Origin of the sequence: Thermoactinomyces sp. CICC 10523 (assembly GCF_016055105.1) — a bacterium.
Classification (GTDB): domain Bacteria; phylum Bacillota; class Bacilli; order Thermoactinomycetales; family Thermoactinomycetaceae; genus Thermoactinomyces_A; species Thermoactinomyces_A daqus.
On the sequence record NZ_JAECVX010000014.1, the window covers coordinates 64973 to 81423 of the forward strand.

13 protein-coding genes and 1 pseudogene are annotated in these 16451 nt (G+C 42.9%); 7 read left to right on the forward strand and 7 right to left on the reverse strand.

Going from position 1 to position 16451, the window contains the following annotated elements; all coding sequences use genetic code 11:
• Positions 1-44: 44 nt before the first annotated feature.
• The 4 genes and pseudogenes from I8U19_RS15045 to I8U19_RS15060 all read right to left on the reverse strand — a co-directional run bounded on the left by I8U19_RS15045 (position 45) and on the right by I8U19_RS15060 (position 5929).
• On the reverse strand, positions 45-1181 hold the full coding sequence (locus tag I8U19_RS15045; RefSeq protein WP_198056398.1) for a glycosyltransferase family 4 protein: 1137 nt from the start codon (positions 1179-1181) through the stop codon (positions 45-47).
• Between the two features lie 276 nt (positions 1182-1457).
• On the reverse strand, positions 1458-3455 hold the full coding sequence (locus I8U19_RS15050) for a glycoside hydrolase family 13 protein (protein ID WP_198056399.1): 1998 nt from the start codon (positions 3453-3455) through the stop codon (positions 1458-1460).
• Positions 3456-3622: 167 nt separating this feature from the next.
• Complete coding sequence (locus tag I8U19_RS15055; protein ID WP_198056405.1) at positions 3623-5026, reverse strand: MATE family efflux transporter; 1404 nt, start codon at positions 5024-5026, stop codon at positions 3623-3625.
• A 418-nt stretch (positions 5027-5444) separates the two neighbouring features.
• Positions 5445-5929, reverse strand: a pseudogene (locus I8U19_RS15060) (DUF5946 family protein).
• Between the two features lie 779 nt (positions 5930-6708).
• Between I8U19_RS15060 and I8U19_RS15065 the strand changes: the two are divergent.
• Together I8U19_RS15065 and I8U19_RS15070 are read left to right on the forward strand one after the other, a co-directional pair.
• Entirely contained in the window at positions 6709-6870 is a 162-nt protein-coding gene (locus I8U19_RS15065; protein WP_370589799.1) for an endonuclease domain-containing protein, read from the forward strand.
• Between the two features lie 696 nt (positions 6871-7566).
• Entirely contained in the window at positions 7567-8625 is a 1059-nt protein-coding gene (locus I8U19_RS15070; RefSeq protein ID WP_052154435.1) for a site-specific integrase, read from the forward strand.
• A gap of 823 nt (positions 8626-9448) precedes the next feature.
• On the opposite strand, the gene I8U19_RS15080 is transcribed toward I8U19_RS15070, so the two are convergent.
• Positions 9449-11116, reverse strand: coding sequence for an alpha-keto acid decarboxylase family protein (locus I8U19_RS15080; RefSeq protein WP_198056400.1), 1668 nt, complete (start codon positions 11114-11116; stop codon positions 9449-9451).
• Positions 11117-11291: 175 nt separating this feature from the next.
• Between I8U19_RS15080 and I8U19_RS15085 the strand changes: the two genes are divergently transcribed.
• On the forward strand, positions 11292-11768 hold the full coding sequence (locus I8U19_RS15085; protein ID WP_033102261.1) for a MarR family winged helix-turn-helix transcriptional regulator: 477 nt from the start codon (positions 11292-11294) through the stop codon (positions 11766-11768).
• A gap of 213 nt (positions 11769-11981) precedes the next feature.
• Here I8U19_RS15085 and I8U19_RS15090 read toward each other — a convergent pair whose 3' ends face one another.
• Positions 11982-12575 (reverse strand): TetR/AcrR family transcriptional regulator, encoded by a 594-nt coding sequence (locus I8U19_RS15090; protein ID WP_081944016.1) that lies wholly within the window; start codon positions 12573-12575, stop codon positions 11982-11984.
• 151 nt (positions 12576-12726) lie between these two features.
• Between I8U19_RS15090 and I8U19_RS15095 the strand changes: the two genes are divergently transcribed.
• Positions 12727-13104 (forward strand): hypothetical protein, encoded by a 378-nt coding sequence (locus tag I8U19_RS15095; RefSeq protein ID WP_033102260.1) that lies wholly within the window; start codon positions 12727-12729, stop codon positions 13102-13104.
• A 555-nt stretch (positions 13105-13659) separates the two neighbouring features.
• On the opposite strand, the gene I8U19_RS15100 is transcribed toward I8U19_RS15095, so the two are convergent.
• A complete protein-coding gene (locus I8U19_RS15100; RefSeq protein WP_198056401.1) occupies positions 13660-14178 on the reverse strand; it encodes a hypothetical protein in 519 nt (172 codons plus the stop codon).
• A gap of 168 nt (positions 14179-14346) precedes the next feature.
• On the opposite strand from I8U19_RS15100, the gene I8U19_RS15105 reads away from it, so the two are divergent.
• From I8U19_RS15105 to I8U19_RS15115, 3 genes are all read left to right on the forward strand, one after another.
• Positions 14347-14865, forward strand: coding sequence for a hypothetical protein (locus I8U19_RS15105; RefSeq protein WP_033102450.1), 519 nt, complete (start codon positions 14347-14349; stop codon positions 14863-14865).
• 85 nt (positions 14866-14950) lie between these two features.
• Positions 14951-15406, forward strand: coding sequence for a hypothetical protein (locus I8U19_RS15110; protein ID WP_181735477.1), 456 nt, complete (start codon positions 14951-14953; stop codon positions 15404-15406).
• 485 nt (positions 15407-15891) lie between these two features.
• On the forward strand, positions 15892-16296 hold the full coding sequence (locus I8U19_RS15115; protein WP_198056402.1) for a CDI toxin immunity protein: 405 nt from the start codon (positions 15892-15894) through the stop codon (positions 16294-16296).
• The last annotated feature ends 155 nt before the right edge of the window (positions 16297-16451 follow it).

Here is a 16451-nt window from a genome sequence, read left to right on the forward strand (position 1 = left end):
CTGTCAAGACTCTGTTCTTTATCCTGATCCCAATGAATCAATCCTCAGTTTCTTGCGTTTGTTCCGAGTCGCTTTCGGTATGCTTCGTCTTCCAGCAATAAATTCATTTGCGCGCACAAAGCATTTGTATCTCCCGCCGGAACTATGATCCTCGTAACTCCATGCTCAACCATTTCGGGCAATCCGCCTGCATCCGTTACAATCACGGGCTTTCCGGCGAGTTGTGCTTCAATCACGGACAACGGCTGGTTATCAAAGAGAGAGGGGAACACGAAGAGATCTGCACGAGCCAACAAACTGGGGACGTCATCCCGTTTCCCGAGAAAGAGAATGTCTTTGTCCAATCCCGATGTCATGCTTTGTACCTGCAACTCCGCCTTCTTTTCACCGTCCCCGACAATCCAGCAAACCCAATCATCCCGCAGCTGTTTCAATTGGCCCAGAGCGGAAATCAGATGGTGAATTCCTTTCAGTTCGACCAGCCGGCCCGTATAAAGAATCACTTTTTTGTTGGCCGGAGTCTGAAGCGAGCATGGCTCCCCGATTCGCCTGATGAAATCCTCTGTGTTGTATCCATAGGGAAACACTTTTACCTGTCCTTCTGGAACCAGAAATTCATTGGTCAGAATTCGTTTTAACCAATTGTTTGACACAATCGTGTATTCGGCGGACGTCGCTCCGATATATTCGAGTTTGTCAAAGTACTCTCGGGCCAGGTGGGAAGTGGGAGATTTATGAATGGTCTTTAACTGGTACCTCATCTCATGAGCGACAGAACCATGCAGAGTGGCTACAAGAGGGACTTCTTTTGGTTTCGCCCCGTTGATGCATCCGGTTGAAATCACATCTTGCGTATGGATGACATCATAGTTTTGCAAACCAAAGTGAAAGGCGGCGATCTGATAACAGTAACGTTGAAGTTCGGTGTATCTCACAACTTCATTTTGACTGTGAATGAGCGAATTTTGTTGGTTGAGTTTGGAATAAACCAAAGGCAGAAGCATCTCTTTTGCCAGTTTGCGGTCTTGGGTAACCATGTGAATATAGTTATTGTCATGCCCATATCCGAGTAAATCTACCTGATGGCCCAGAGAATCAAGCTTGTTTTTAAGTTGAGTCATATAGTTCCATACTCCACCCAAATGCGGAACCGCCCAGAACGTAGCGAGTAGTATTCTCATCGCTATAATCCTTTCTTTGGATTTTGTAATATATTAAGAAATTGAAACTATGGTATGGGTGGTTGTTAGTTGTGATCAGCACAATATCTATAGAAAAAGTGATTGAAAAAACCGGCCGGAAAGGTTTCGCACATCTTTCTCGTTGCCAAGTTTGTTTATCATGGTAAATGGGATTGAATATTATGTATATGAAATGTTAATGTTGCCCCTGATCAAAAAAGAGCACCGATCCTTTTGTTTCGGAAATCGGTGCTCTCCCATTTCTGCAAACCACGCTCACTGGGCTAAAATCGCGCCGTAGTGTCCATTTATCGTGATGGTGACGGTACCATTTTGCACTGTATAAGTTTTGCCGCTGATTTTGTCCGTGACCGTGCTGCCGTTGGTCATGCTGAGCTGCCAGACGGGGACTGTAACCGTGTGGCTGACGGTATCGTTATTGAGGACGACTGCAATTCGGTTCTTGGCATCAAAACGGCCATATGCGTAAATTTTATTTGGATCATCTGTCAGCAAGGTCATAAAGGAACCGGTACGGAGCGCAGGATACTCATTGCGGATGGAAATGAGCTTCCGCGTAAGGGCGACGGCGCTGTTGGAGGACGTGCCCTGGGACCAGTCAAAGGTACGCCGGTTGTCCGGGTCGGCCCCGCCTTGCATCCCGTATTCATCGCCATAATAAATCGTCGGAGTGCCGACATATGTCATTTGGAAGAACAGGGCCAGGTAGGTTTTCCATATGTCGCCTTCTGCCCGCGTGCCAAAACGGGGAATATCATGGTTGGAAAGGAAATTCATCATCGATTGCTGGACATTTGTCGGATAGTTAGCCCGCGTTCCTCTTAACCAACTGTCAAACTGCGAAGTGCTGAGCGAAGCGGGATTATTTTGATAATCTTTTCCGGTGATCCATTCGGAAACGGGTTGAGTGAAACCATCAAAATTGGTGGCTGCATCCCATTGGTTTCCCTGCGCTGTCCAGGGATTGGCGTTTCCCCAATATTCTCCAATGATGGCTGCGTTTCTGTTTACTCCTTTCACGGCATTGCGGAATTCGCTCCAAATCTGGTGATTGGTTGCATCGCTTCCGTTATTTCCGTTGGCATCCACATATTGAGCGGCATCCAAACGCCAGCCGTCAATGGAGTAAGGAGAGTTCAGATAACTTTTGGCGATTGAATCGGTGTTGTTGTAGATGATCCCCCGAACCGCCGAACCGCTTTGGCCGTAATTCAACTTGGGCAAACTGCTGAAACCCAGGAAAGAAGCGTAGGAATTGGGCCAGGCGGTAAATGTGTAATAATTAAACCACGGACTTGATTTGGACTCGTATGCGCCTTGCGTGCTGAAGTTGTTGTATTTGTCAAACCAGGGATGGCTGTCTCCCGTATGATTGAAAACGCCATCAAGAATCAAATAGCCTTTTGGCCCGTTTGCCGAGCTGTGGATGTGGCTGGCCAGCGTTTGCAAAGTGGAATTGGTGCCGAATGCCGGATCGACCGTCATATAATCTTGCGTGTCGTATTTGTGGTTGGTCGGAGCCTTGAAGATGGGATTGAGATAAAGGATATTCGCTCCCACTGTATTCTTGATATATCCCAGTTTTTGGTCGATTCCCTCGAGGTCCCCGCCGAAGAAGACCAGGCTGTTATTATAGCCGGGATCTGCGTAAACACTGTTTCCCCAAGCCTTTTTTTCGGTGGGGGTGCCATTGTAGGTGTATTCACCGGTTTGCACATCATTGGAAGGATTTCCATTGTAGAAACGATCGGGGAAGATCTGGTACATAACCCCGTTTTTCAGCCAATCCGGTGTCTTGAAGTCGGGGATAATGAAAAAGTCACCGGAACTGGGTTCGCTGGAAGAAGGGCCGTAGGCATTGTACCATACAGTGCTGGAACCATCATTGATCTGAAAACGGTAATACTTGATGGAAGAGCTGGCAGGGATCGTTCCTCTCCAGTAATCGAAAGTTCCGGTCGGATCATTGGAATCCCAGACCATCGGGATCCAGTGAAATGCATTGTCCGCTGTATCCCAATATTTGATATTGGCGCTGGTGATATCGCCTTTGAAGGTACGCAGCTTCAGCGTGACACTCTGGGTGGAGGTGGGCTCGGGCGCAAGGTCGAAAAGAGGGCCCTGGTCATGAAACAATCCGTCCCATTCGACATTGTTGTCGTTGGACGCAGCCTTGGCAACCGGAGGTGAAAAAGAAAGAGGCAAAATCAACAGCAAGAGCAGGGAACAGGTGAGGAAACGGGTAAAACGCATGTGTAAACACCTCAGATGCAGTAGAGATTTTGTGCAAGCGGTTGCATAAAACGCTTACAACATCATTATAAACGATAAAAGAAAGAAATTGTCCTGATTATTTTAAAAAATCCGGCGATCTTACCATGAAAAAAGCAGCCCATCCGGTTGGACGGGCTGCTGTCGGGTTACGTTCCCGATTCCTCAGGTCTGTCAAAGAAACGCTGGTGTGTTTTGCGTTTCCAGAACCTGTGATAGTACACATATTGTCCGATCAGAGCAACGGTGAATGAAACGGGATAGGCGAGCCAGACCCCATACAATCCCACTGTCCGCGAAAAAATGTAGGCTGCAGGGATTTCCGCAAGAATGACAGATAAAATAATCAGCGATGTGGGCCAGAAAACCGTTCCGCTCGAACGCATCAAACCGGACAAAATGATCACATGCCCGAGGAGGATAAAGGCCCATAAAGTGAGGTACAATGACTTTTGCGCTACAGTGATGGTAGACGGGTCGGTTAAAAACAAAGAAAAAATCTGCCGGCTGAATATATAGATCAATCCCGACAAAACAATCCCGATCAAATAGTTGAGACTGACAGTCGTTTTCACCAATTCTCCCAGGCGATCTTGTTGATTGGCACCGATCATCTGGGCCCCGAAAATACCGATGGCAATTGCCAGGCTCATGGCCGGGATCTGCACATAGTTGATCACCTGATTAATAGCGCCGTAAGCGGCTGTTGCTTGTGCACCGAAATGGTTCACAAAAGTGACAATGGCGATCTCTGATAACGAAATGACAATCATCTGGATACTCGTCGGCAAACCGATCTTGATCATCAGGCGTAAAATCTGCGGATCAAGTTTCAGCTTCTTCAGCGTGGTTTTATCCAGTGCGAGTGGATGGCGGGTTTTAAGCAGGTAGAGGATCAAAATGATGAATGTAATGAAACTGGCCAAGATTTGCGCTAGAGCTGCTCCTTCCAATCCCATCTCCGGCACACCCCACCCGAACAGGAATAAGGGGGTGAGCAAAATCGTCAACCCTGTGCTGATGACGAGAAAGTAGAAAGGCGTTTTGGAATCGCCCGTACCGCGCAACAAGGTGGTGTAAATCACATAGAGAAACAGCATGGGCAATCCTGCAAACAGCATCTGCATATATTTTTCCGAATCTGATTTGATCTCTTCGGGAATACCGATCAGGTTCAGCAATTGGTCTGAAAAAACAAGCCCGATTGTCAAAGATAAGATCCCCAGCAAGAAGCTGAACGAAAGAGAGGTTCCTACTGTTGCCTTCATCCTCTCGATATTTTTGCTGCCGAAGGCCTGACCGATGAGAACCGAGCTTGCACTCCCCAATCCGATCACAAAAGAGATGAGAAAAAAAGTGAGCGGAAATACTGCGCTGGCCGCTGCCAAAGCATCCTCCCCGATTTTTTGGCCGATGAGAACCGAACTGACCGTGCCGCCCAAAGATTGTAAAACATTACTGAATACTAACGGGATTAAGAAGATCACAAGCGTCTTCCACAAAGGTTGTGAGGAGTCGGCGGGAACTTTCTTCTTTTTTTGTTCCGAATCCATTTCCGTTATTGCCGGATTTTCCTGCGACAAAATACATGCCCCCTTTTGGATTTATTTAGGTGAAGCTCCAGATCTCTCTATGAAAATGCATAGTCTATTTTATATTTCAAAATCAATCTTGATAAGTATTGAATTTTATTTTGTTTTCCCTTCAATATTGATTTTTGGATTTATATAAATGATTGTATGTTCCTCTTTATTCTTGGCATGATGGGCGGTTGGAATACGACGAAGCGTAGCTTGCTTTGCTTGGGAAGACTCAAGACCGGTTTCAACGGCAAGTATTTCGCAAGCGCTCGCAATAGCTCGATATCATTTCTGCCTCCTGCAATTTATGACTGTTTTCGCTATACTTCAAATGAAAGTCTGATCGCAATCCATCAATGCTTTAAAAAACAGTTTTTATGAACAGAAACCTTTATTTCAAGAGAGTACGGCAGATGTCTTTTACCCAATTCTGTTGATATTTCCAACTTTCCCAGACATCATGCATCCATTTTCGAAGCATTACATCTCGAATTTCTCCCGGTTTTTCTTTCAAAACATCACAAACAGTTAGCGAAAAGGATGATTTATCTGGAGGTTGCAAAGCTGTACTAGTTTTCCGCTGTAACCATGTTCAATGGCATAATACAATCCAATTAACGCAAAAGCAGTGGTGATATTTTTCATTTCATTTCCGGAATGCTGAGCAGCGTATGCATCGACAGCATGTTGATGAATGAAATTGATGTCTTGCTTGCTAAGTGTATAATAGGTAAGTTCAGTGTATTTTTGATAGCATTCACTTGTTGCATTGTAACTGTGGGTCAGTTCAAAATGTTGATTGGGCAGCTTGAGCCCGCAACCTGGGCATTCGTCTATCTGTTTGCTTGATTTTTCCATTGCTCCGTCCCCTCTCATGAAATGGACAATAAGCCTTGGTTCGCTATCTTTATGTCAAGCGAATCATTGTGCGAGTTGTTGCATTTACATTGGAAGAAGCAGTGGTCAATAGATAAGCCCGATTCCCTTCAAATCATCGCTCGTCTGAATTTTTTGAAATGGGGTTAGTCAGGGAGTGGGACTGCTGTGATTAAATTACACGAATTGATGGAGACTGGCAAGAGTATTCGGGAGATTTCGAGCTGAAACAGGAGATGCCCGCAATGCTGTTTTGAGAATATATAAATCTGGCATGTAAGAAGACCAAACATGGAAGAAACTTTCTTCCGGCATCCTCCTTAAGGGGATGCTGTTTTTTAATACACATATTCGCTTTTCACGCAATTTGGTTAAACCGACACTTCATTCTCATTCCGCTGAATCAAAATTCCTTTTAAAAATATTTAGCAAGCGATTCTTGAAATTACTATTTTTTTAGTATTCTGAAATAGAGAGGGGTTTTTCTTATGGAAAAGCGAAAGAATTTGCGGAATAAGGCAGGAATTTGGCGGTCGGCCATTAAGAAAACATATTGGCGTGTCAGACGAAAATACATTGAGTCTAAGAAGTCTGTTAAACAAATAATAAGATGGATTTGTTCGCCTTTCTTGGCGATCCGGTTTATCATTGAGCAAATCGCATGGGGGCACTTCCCCGCGCTCGATAAAAATATGTTTATGACAGACAGCATTTTGGAGCGATGGCTGTAATATGATATTCGTACTAGCTACAAGGGAAAGATTATTCCGCAATATCCAATCGGTTCTTATTGGGCCGATTTCGCCTTGCCGGATTATAAACTCGTCATCGAACTGGACGGAAAGAAATACCATGAAAACCGCAAGGATCATGACCGCCGTCGCGATGCCTACACGCACCGAAAGGGATGGAAAGTCATGCGTTTTCTTATGATGATGTGAAAAAGAGACGAGCCAAAACGATTGAAAAAATATTGACCTTTACACGAAAACAGGACGAAACAAAGAAGATTCGTTTAAGAAAAAACGGATCATATGAAGATATGAATCAGCCCCGTTAAATTAGTGGTAAGTGAAGTAAAAAGCCTGGGTTCCGTCTGTGGTCAGAGGGTTACCCGGGCCTTGCATTTATCCTGCCGGTTTTTCTTTGGCGGCTAATAGTATCCTGCTCACCGGTATATTTTTGTTGAACCATCGCAGCACCAAGGAAGGCAAAAGCCAGCATCAACTCCACATCCAAGGATTTCAAGCCTTGTCGAATCCGCTCCATGCTGGCACCGGAATACATAAGCAGGGAACCGACTGTTGCAATCAGTTTACCAAGGTGAGTTGTCACTCTGCGTCCTGTAATTCATAACTCACCTTGATCAAGAACCGATTCTTTTGACTGAGCAAAGTCATCTCATGAATTCCCAGGGGGGATCACCGTAATCATTAAATGCAATCATAGAATATTCCTTACAGCAGAAAGATGAATGCCAAAAAATGAAGCGGACGGATTTGCATAATATTCCCATTTGACTCCTTTCCTTAAATATAATAAAACAAATCAAATTACTATACTTTACATTCTATAGTATCAACGATAATATAAGGTTATCGTTGGTACTGAAAAAGAGAGAAAAAGGAGAGAGAGAGATGGCCGACGAACATTATCACTCCCTCATCGTACCCCGGCACGACAATGCATTAACGCGGGAAATGGTCACACTGAATGATGCTGCGATGGAATACATTGAGCATGCAATGGCTCACAACACCCGCAAATCGTACTTATCCGATTGGAGGCATTTTGAGGAGTACTGCCAAAAACGGAATCTTCGACATCTTCCGGCCGAACCGGAAACGGTGGCCAATTATCTCTCCGAACTGGCAAAAGGCACGGCTGATGAAACAGGAAAGAAACGAAAGACTTCAACTATCCGGAGACGCATCATCACCATTCGAAAGTTCCATGACTTGTGGATGTCAGTTCAACGTAGCCAGGCAAAGGAGAAAGGGATTTCTTTTCAGGAAATGCTCAATCCAGCTGATTCGGTTGCGGTGAGAGAGACCTGGAAAGGGATTCTGCGAAAAGAAGGAGAGAGGGTGACGAAAAAACGCCCCCTGACCGCCGAGATCGTCACTGCGATTTGCAGGGAGATCCCCAATGACTTGCAGGGGATTCGGGACAAGGCGATTTTGACCTTGGGTTATGCAGGAGCTTTCCGTCGTTCAGAGTTGTCTGCTCTGGACGTGGAAGATTTGGAGGAAACCGGTAACGGGTTGTGGATTACCATTCGTCAATCCAAGACGGACCAGACCAAGAAGGGGGAGCGGATTCTGATTCAATACGGGCAAAGTAACGAAACCTGTCCCATCAGAAATTTGCGGCGCTGGTTAAAGGCGGCAGGCATCCGAAATGGAGCCGTCTTTCGCCGGATAGACACTTCGCGAAAAGAAGTATGGCCCCATCGCTTGAGTCCGCAAGGGATTAAAGACACGATCAAGCGGGTTGCCAAAAAGGCCGGGTTTGACGAAGAGGATTTTGCCGGACATAGTATGAGGAGAGGGTTTATCACGACAACCTATGCCTTGGGGCATCACGAGCGTGACATTATGGAACACACCCGGCATAAATCGTTGCAAGTGTTCCGTGGCTACATTGATGACCTCAAGAAGACCGAGAACAATCCGACATCGAATATGGGGATTTAGGGTCACTTCATGATCCGATTTGATCACCAGTTGTGTACCATCCCATCCGGAGACCACTCAAAATCATAAACGCTCCGATATGGGATGTTCTTCACATGATCGATCACATTATGAATCATATGAAATATGATTTGATCGATGATATCAAGGATGAAAGTTAAATCTCTGATTTTCTTTGTCTCGTCTGTGTTGCTACCATTTCTGACAAATCCAAAGTGACTCGCATTTTCAAACCTTCCATCATGATTGGTACGGCTGTCCTGCCAAAATCAAGCGACAGGTTTTAATAGAGAAGTGATTGGGGAACATCAATAAAAATCCGAGCACATCCAAGAGTCTGTGAACCTCCCGGGGATTTTGCAGGATTGGAGGTTTACAGACTGATTTTGTTTTTTATAAACTGAAAATAATTGATATTATCGATATTCACACACGGGTTTAGTTGTATCCATATTGGAATTGAAACATTTTCTCCATGTCCTGACGCATTTCTCGTGGTATGGTTTAGTTGTATCCATATTGGAATTGAAACTAAACTCCAACTTGAAGGTAATCATCAACAGCAAGAGTTTAGTTGTATCCATATTGGAATTGAAACGGATGGAGCCGATCTCATGAAATCCCTTTTCCGTGTATGTTTAGTTGTATCCATAATTCCAGGTGATATGTGGTGATTTAGTGCGGAGAAAAACGATTGAGCGAGTTTTTGCCGATATGAAAGAGATGCATGGAATGCGTTGGACGACGCTTCGTAGGAAGCGTCGTATTCAGATGTACAGTCTGACTCCTACCAGTAATATACAATGGTAGGAGTCATCAGCTCCTAACAATATTTATTCTGCTCGGCAAACAATTTTCCAAGCTCTCTTAATAACGCTGGTGAATCGAGTCGTCCCATATGAACTTCGATAAACACCAGTTTATTTGCTTTTTCAGCTTTAGAGAGCACTTCTTCCAGTTCTTCTTCAGTTTTAATTTGAAAGCTGATGCTGTTCCCATTTAGATCCAGCACATCCGGTATGCGTCTATAATTCCACCTGTTTATATCGTTATACCTCTGCTCGGCACCATGAATCATTCGTTCAACGGTGTAACCGTCATTATTGATCAAGAAAATAATCGGTTTCAGGTCATGAAGAAGGATCGTAGACAATTCTTGAGCAGTAAGTTGGAATGATCCATCCCCGATGACCAGGATATTGCGTCGATTTTGATCTGCAAGCTGTGTTCCGAGCAGTGCTGGCAATGTATAACCGATGGAACCCCAAAGCGGTTGCCCTACAAACGTTGTTTTTTCCGGAAGCTTGACAGTAGACGCGGCGAAGAATGAGGTTCCTTGTTCCGCCAAGAGTACATCGCCCGGTTTGAAAAACGATGCAAGCCGTTGCCAGAAGCGTTCTTGGGTAATTGATTCTGATGACGGAATAAACGGGCTTCCATTGCCTGCTGGACGAGGATTCAAATTCCATGTCCGATGTTGAACGTGTTCCGTTAATTGTTCTAATGCTTCGCGCATAGAAACGGCTTGGAACACTTCATTATTGATTCGAGCATACGAAGGATGGATTTCAATAATGTTGGTCTTCTCAAGATCGTGAATAAAACGGAAGCCGCCTGTAATTGAGTCTGTCAGCTTAACACCAATTAAAATAAAGCAGTCACTCTCTTGAATGCATTGTTTTAAAAAGTCCTCACTTAATTGTCCTGTATGAACTCCAATGAACTGAGGGTGAGTTTCATCGATTACCCCTTTCCCCATACTAAAGGACGCTATGGGATATCCGGATGCTTCTACAAATGTGCGCAATTGATCATATAAGCGGTAACGATTCACTTCATAATCAGCTAAAATAAACGGTGAATTTGCTTTATTGAGCTCTTCTGCCGCTTTTTGTACAAATTTATTTAATTGTGTAGGGTCGCTCACAGGTTCAGGTAAGGCGAGAGAAGTTTGTGGTGCATCAATTTCTTTATAGCTTATATCCGCTGGGATATTGATGTGAACCGGTCTTTTTTGCAGCCAGCATTCACGGAGAACACGGTCGATTTCTTCAGCTGCATTCTCTTCGGTCAACATGGTTTGGGCAACAGTAACCTCTTTGAACATATTCATAAAATGCGTAAAATCGCCATCGCCCAACGTGTGATGAACCAATGCACCCTTTTTCATCACTTTCGTCGACGGCGTACCGGTAATTTTGACCACAGGGACTTGTTCAGCATAAGATCCGGCGATCCCGTTGATCGCACTCAGCTCGCCGACACCAAATGTGGTCACAAGGGCAGCGATGTTATTCACCCGTGCATATCCGTCTGCAGCATACGCTGCATTTAACTCATTACAATTCCCGATCCATTCCAAACCTTCCATATTAACAATTTGATCGAGAAATCCGAGATTATAATCACCGGGCACACCAAAGACATGCCGGACGCCCATCTCTTTAAGCCGAAGAAGTAAGTAATCGCCAACCGTTATTTTTTTGCTCATCTATCTCATCCCTCTCGATAAACGATGGTTATAATAGAAATAAACACTTATAGCACTGTCGCAAAATAGGTCAATCACATTGACCTATTACAGAATACATCACTATCCAAAAAAGGTCAAGTATATTGACTTATATTGGGATGTATTGTTATTCACTTAGAAGGAAGGAAATGAAATGGATAAAAATCAAGAAGAGCAATTAAATCAAGTCTTAGTCATGTTTTATTTCGCTTACAAAACTTTTACGGAAAAACCTGATGAAATCATAAAAGAATATGGAATCCAACGCTTACATCATCGCATTATGTTTTTTGTCGCCCGATTTCCTGGATTAAGTGTCAATGAATTACTATCGCTGTTGGAAATAAGCAAGCAAGCTCTTAATAACCCCTTGCGTCAACTGATTAAAAAAGGACTGATCACAACCAAGTCCTCTGATCAGGACCGCCGCATTAAACAACTGATTCTGACAAAAGAAGGTGAAAAACTGGAAAAAAAACTTAGTCAGGTGCAAAGAGGGCAAATGAAAAAAGTGTTTACTGATCTTGGAGAGGATTACCAAAATGCGTGGTTAAAGGTAATGACAAAGCTGTCAAATGACCGCGCTGGTTATCGAGTATGGTCGGATAAACAAAACGATAAATCAAAATGATCATAAAGCCATATAAAAACCCTGCGAATGAAAATGATTAATCGAAGGGTTTTTCTTCAGTCTGAAACCTCCACTGATTCATTCAGCGGAGGTTTTCTTGTCTTGAGGCGAAGAAAAAGAGATAGAAGAATATTGACTGGAATAGTAAAAGCTGCCCCCGACAAAAGGGCAGCTTTTTCATTAGCTTTTGCACTGAAAAACGGATACCGGCCATTATTTAGGCGATCGAATTTGCAACATCTCGTAAAATACTTTAATGGTTCCCATAATATCAATTCGGTCATCGATGTAATGCTGCATGTTATATCCGTTAAACAGAGCCATTGCAGCGGTCGCCAAGGTTCTTGCATCAAGCGGACTGCCAATAAGCCCCTCTTTTCTCATGGCTTCAATAAACTGCGTAAGGTCCTGTCGCCACTCTTCCATCTGTTTGGCCAATTCTTGTTGAACTTGAGGCAAGTATTGACACGTCATGGCTGAATGAAGGAGAACGGCGGAAAAACCCTTTTCGTATGTCTTGACCACCATATCAGTGGAAAACTTTACAAAATCATCAACCAGGTCGCGGTTTTCTTGGGTCAAAAGCTCCCGCAAATCCTCAAAATAAAAGCTAATCCCATCCCGGAGAACCTTCATCAAGAAATCCTCTTTGGTTGCAAAATGAGCGTAGAATGCGCCTTTGGAAAGTCCTGCTTCCTTTACAATCTGATCGACACTGGTGTTGCTGTACCCATATTTGGCAAACAAAACAATTCCTGCGTCTACCAGCTTTTGAATGGTACGTTCTGTCATCTCTTGTTGTTTCATGAAATATCCCCTATTTTCAGAAATTTTTTAATTAACATATTGATTATAACATGGAAAATGTTTAAAATAAAGATACACCAACCAGTCGGTTTAAATACACTGACTAGTTGGTGTGAAAACAACCTAAAGGTTGCTCAAAGGAGGAGATTTGATGTTAAAACGATTTTTGATGGGTCTCTTCACAATTGTGGCTGTAGTAAGTTTTAGTACTCAAACTTTCGCAGCTGCGCAAACAAGCCGCCATATTTATGTAGATTCTATGTCAGACAATTCCGCGCCTTTGTCAGATGCATCCAGAGTGTATGTATACAAAGGTCAAGTGCTTGATGCAGATGTATCTTCTCTTGGAAAGCAACCAGTTTGGGTACACATTTATTCGGGTGGGAAAACCTTATTCAAAGGGTACGTAAACTTAAGCATAGACTGGAAAAACAAGCATGTACCCGTAGGGTATGTGAACATCGAAATGTCTTGTAGTTGGTTAGATGATTTTTGTGCTGGTGAAGGTATGTTAAGAGCTCATAACTAAAAATACTGTTTAGAAATCCCATCCTGTACAGGATGGTTTTTTATTTTAGGTGGCTATTGACGTTGATTTTAGGGTTAGAGGTAGAGATCGTCCCACAGTTTTTCAGGATTTTGTTAGCTTTCGTTAGACTGTCACTGCTTCCAGAGTGGTAGGGAATTATGATCCATATTGCGGATTAAGTCTTTAAGAAAAAGGAAAAGGTGGCCTTTTGAGATTTCAGGGGATTCTTTGGTAATCCCTTTGGCCCAGAGGTAGCGACCGTCAAGCAAAATAAAAACAGGTGCTCCAAGAAACACCTGTTTTTACCGAAGAACGGGACAAATGAATAATTTCCATGTTAAGAACCAACGTCCGTTATCTGTAACATGTAACTTTGTAACCAGTTATCTGTTATCCGTTTCCGAACATTTCATCATAATAATTTCATTCTACTGATACGCTCAGAGAAAGCGGTGTCCACAATTCTTCTGAACCATAGGAGATAACTGCCTACGGTCTTGGTAAAAAAAGAGACAATGTTTTCACCTCTTTTCTTACCGAGACCGTACGCAGGTCTCATTCACCTAAATAAATAGTTGCTGGGGGAAAATCAAAATTCACTTGGTGATTTTCTGCCTCAATTAAGTATGATAGGCGGTTAACCTTACGTTCCAGCTTCTTCGCCTTTTCTTGATATTCGGCTGGATCATACAAAGCGTGTTCAACCATTACGACTTCTCCATAGTGAGAAGAATACTCCTGCTTTTTCCGGGAACCAAATCTCTTTAGCTCCTGAAGCTCTCCCCGCATTTGCTTGGCTAATTCAATTGCTTCCATGATGGTTATATCCTGATCATCCCAATGGATTGTATGATTTAAGTTGGCTGTAGCCATCGCAACGTCCAGTTGACGAAAATGAGAGCGAACCTCATTGATTTCTTCTGTTAATGATTCGATGGTTTTATTGGGGCGTTCAAATTGTTCGCCTTTTGGAACAGAAATGATAGCCACTTGAGACCGTTCATTAATAAGTTCCTGAATCTTGCGAGCTAGGATGTTTCTTAATGCTACTGCTTGTGCTAGCGAAATTTGCATTATCCCGCCTCCTATTACTATGTGGGAAATATTATAAATTATTATAATTAGACAGTAAAGAAGATGATTTCGGGGTCCGAGATAACTTGGAAAACGGCCATACAGATAGAAAAAATGTAATATACTTTGCCCCTGGTTGAAGGAACAATTAGATGGGGGGACAGGTAGTTGATAAAACGAAAATTGGTTGCTGCATCTATCACATCTTTAATATCAGCAACCGTTTACGGACTAGTCATGACTTACCTTGATATGAAAGATGGTGCATATCAGGGGCCTTTACTCAAAAATGCGAGTGGAAATATTCTTGTTTATGGGATGTTTATTTATCTGGTAGTCTTAACCTTTGGTGTTCTCTCTTCGGTTTTCAGTGAATTGATTTCAGAAAAATTGAACGGGAATCGGTTAACGGCCAGAGGAATTGCCCATGTAGTTTTTGGGATTTTGGGAATCCTGATTCTGGCTGTCAGTTTTACTGATTATCGTGTCCGTTCATTGAAGGAAGCTGTCAAGGATATGATGCTGCCTGCACCTTGGTTTGCTCCAATCCTGATTTCGCTTCTTTTCTTTGGAATCGATGAGTGGTTGAGAAACAGCCCTGTGTTCAAGAATCGCTCCATTTGGTTTTCAGGATTCAGTCTTATTTTGTTACTGATCGTAATTTGGAGAGTATCTTTAGCTTTTTAAGTCTTTTGGAGAAGACGAAAAAAGATGAGATTGTCCAACGAAAACAATATACGAAAGGGCCAAGAAAGGCATCGAAAATAGAAAAATGACTAAGTGGCTGTTGAAAATAAATCGCGATCCTTATATTGAAAATCCTGACTGGGAACTTGTTCAAAAATATTTGAAACAGATGGACGGGAAAAGCATCTCGATGGTGTTACTACGGCGGAAAGCAAAAGGGGAAATCGTTGTTCACGGTGGAAATTTGGTTGATGGCCAGAATATTTACTATGTGAATTATTGGTATGAGTTGACAGATCCGCTTTTTGAAGAAGAGGATGAAGAGGGGATTGAAGGGCTGTATCCTTCTGATACTTATTTTGAATTGGTTGATCAAACAAGGTCGGAAGAAAAAGAATACTGTATCACCATTTCCCAATTATCGATTATGCCGGAAAAGGTTTGTGTATCTTGGGATTATATGCTTAAGGCGATCAAGTACTTCTATGATCATGACGGAAAATTAAATCCAGATCAAAAATGGCGTGAGTTTGAAATGTGATTTTTTTATATATCTGTTCCCTCTTGAAAAAGTTCAACAAGAACCAGAGCCAACGAACGAAACGTCGATGACTCCGACTCCATTCAAGAACACCAAACCCGGTCTTTGGGATCGGTTTTACCACTACCTGTAAAAATCTGTGGAATAAAGCAAAACAAACCACTGTTCACGGCTAATATAAAACCTGGGGTCGCTGTCACACCCCGTGCAGTCAAAAAAAGCGATTAAGCAAGCACTTTCTGAGTCATGGAATCGGGATGTCGTCCATGGAAATGCGAAAAGCAGAGCGCATTGGCTTGGATATGCTATCATTCAGGTTGCTTCGATCTTTGTGGGACCGGGTACAAGAAGGATTACGAAAACTCCATATCTCCCAAACCGTCTCCAGAGTAAGAAGCAGCCTTTCCTCATTGTTCTAGCGAAGGATATGGAAAAGTTAATGAGGATTTATTTAATGCAATTCAATAGATAAAAGGGTGAGCGAGTTGACTTTACTTGATGAATGTATTGAATCCTTGGGTGAAGACAGCAACATTTTAACGAATGATGAAAAAAGTAAAATACTCAATATTTTTGAGGGTTCGTTTTCATTAACTGAATGGGGGCGCATTGATTGGGATCAAATTAGTAAGAGAGAAAAGGTGAATACTGTTAATGATATTTTTGCTTTTCTGGAAAAGCATTACGAAAATCTCAAGACGAAAATTTATATCATTTGGGATGCGGTAACTTTACCAATCATTCAGTCAGATTTAAAAAAGGTTTTTAGCGTCATTGATGATGTGACTGCTGTTAGCTTTGATACATGGATCTTTTCTCCAGAGTTAGGTTATGTAGTAGAAATATATCATGAGGGGGAAGTGATCGTTGGTATAAACAAGAAACCCTGAGAATGATCCAAGATTGGCGGAAGATTCCACCCGTCGAAATTGTGAAACGCAAAAGGTGTCAACGCCGGGATTAAATTGACCCACTTCAGCCGGTTTAAAATTGACCCACCCCGGTGCCTCATTTAGCCTTTGAAGGTTCCCCGTAAACTCCACTC

Bases quoted from the DNA above. Each gene is read 5' to 3' on its own strand.
- I8U19_RS15045 (WP_198056398.1), bottom strand. From the start codon at position 1,181: ATGAGAATACTACTCGCTACGTTCTGGGCGGTTCCGCATTTGGGTGGA.
- I8U19_RS15050 (WP_198056399.1), bottom strand. From the start codon at position 3,455: ATGCGTTTTACCCGTTTCCTCACCTGTTCCCTGCTCTTGCTGTTGATT.
- I8U19_RS15055 (WP_198056405.1), bottom strand. From the start codon at position 5,026: ATGGATTCGGAACAAAAAAAGAAGAAAGTTCCCGCCGACTCCTCACAA.
- I8U19_RS15070 (WP_052154435.1), top strand. From the start codon at position 7,567: ATGGCCGACGAACATTATCACTCCCTCATCGTACCCCGGCACGACAAT.
- I8U19_RS15080 (WP_198056400.1), bottom strand. From the start codon at position 11,116: ATGAGCAAAAAAATAACGGTTGGCGATTACTTACTTCTTCGGCTTAAA.
- I8U19_RS15085 (WP_033102261.1), top strand. From the start codon at position 11,292: ATGGATAAAAATCAAGAAGAGCAATTAAATCAAGTCTTAGTCATGTTT.
- I8U19_RS15090 (WP_081944016.1), bottom strand. From the start codon at position 12,575: ATGAAACAACAAGAGATGACAGAACGTACCATTCAAAAGCTGGTAGAC.
- I8U19_RS15095 (WP_033102260.1), top strand. From the start codon at position 12,727: ATGTTAAAACGATTTTTGATGGGTCTCTTCACAATTGTGGCTGTAGTA.
- I8U19_RS15100 (WP_198056401.1), bottom strand. From the start codon at position 14,178: ATGCAAATTTCGCTAGCACAAGCAGTAGCATTAAGAAACATCCTAGCT.
- I8U19_RS15110 (WP_181735477.1), top strand. From the start codon at position 14,951: ATGACTAAGTGGCTGTTGAAAATAAATCGCGATCCTTATATTGAAAAT.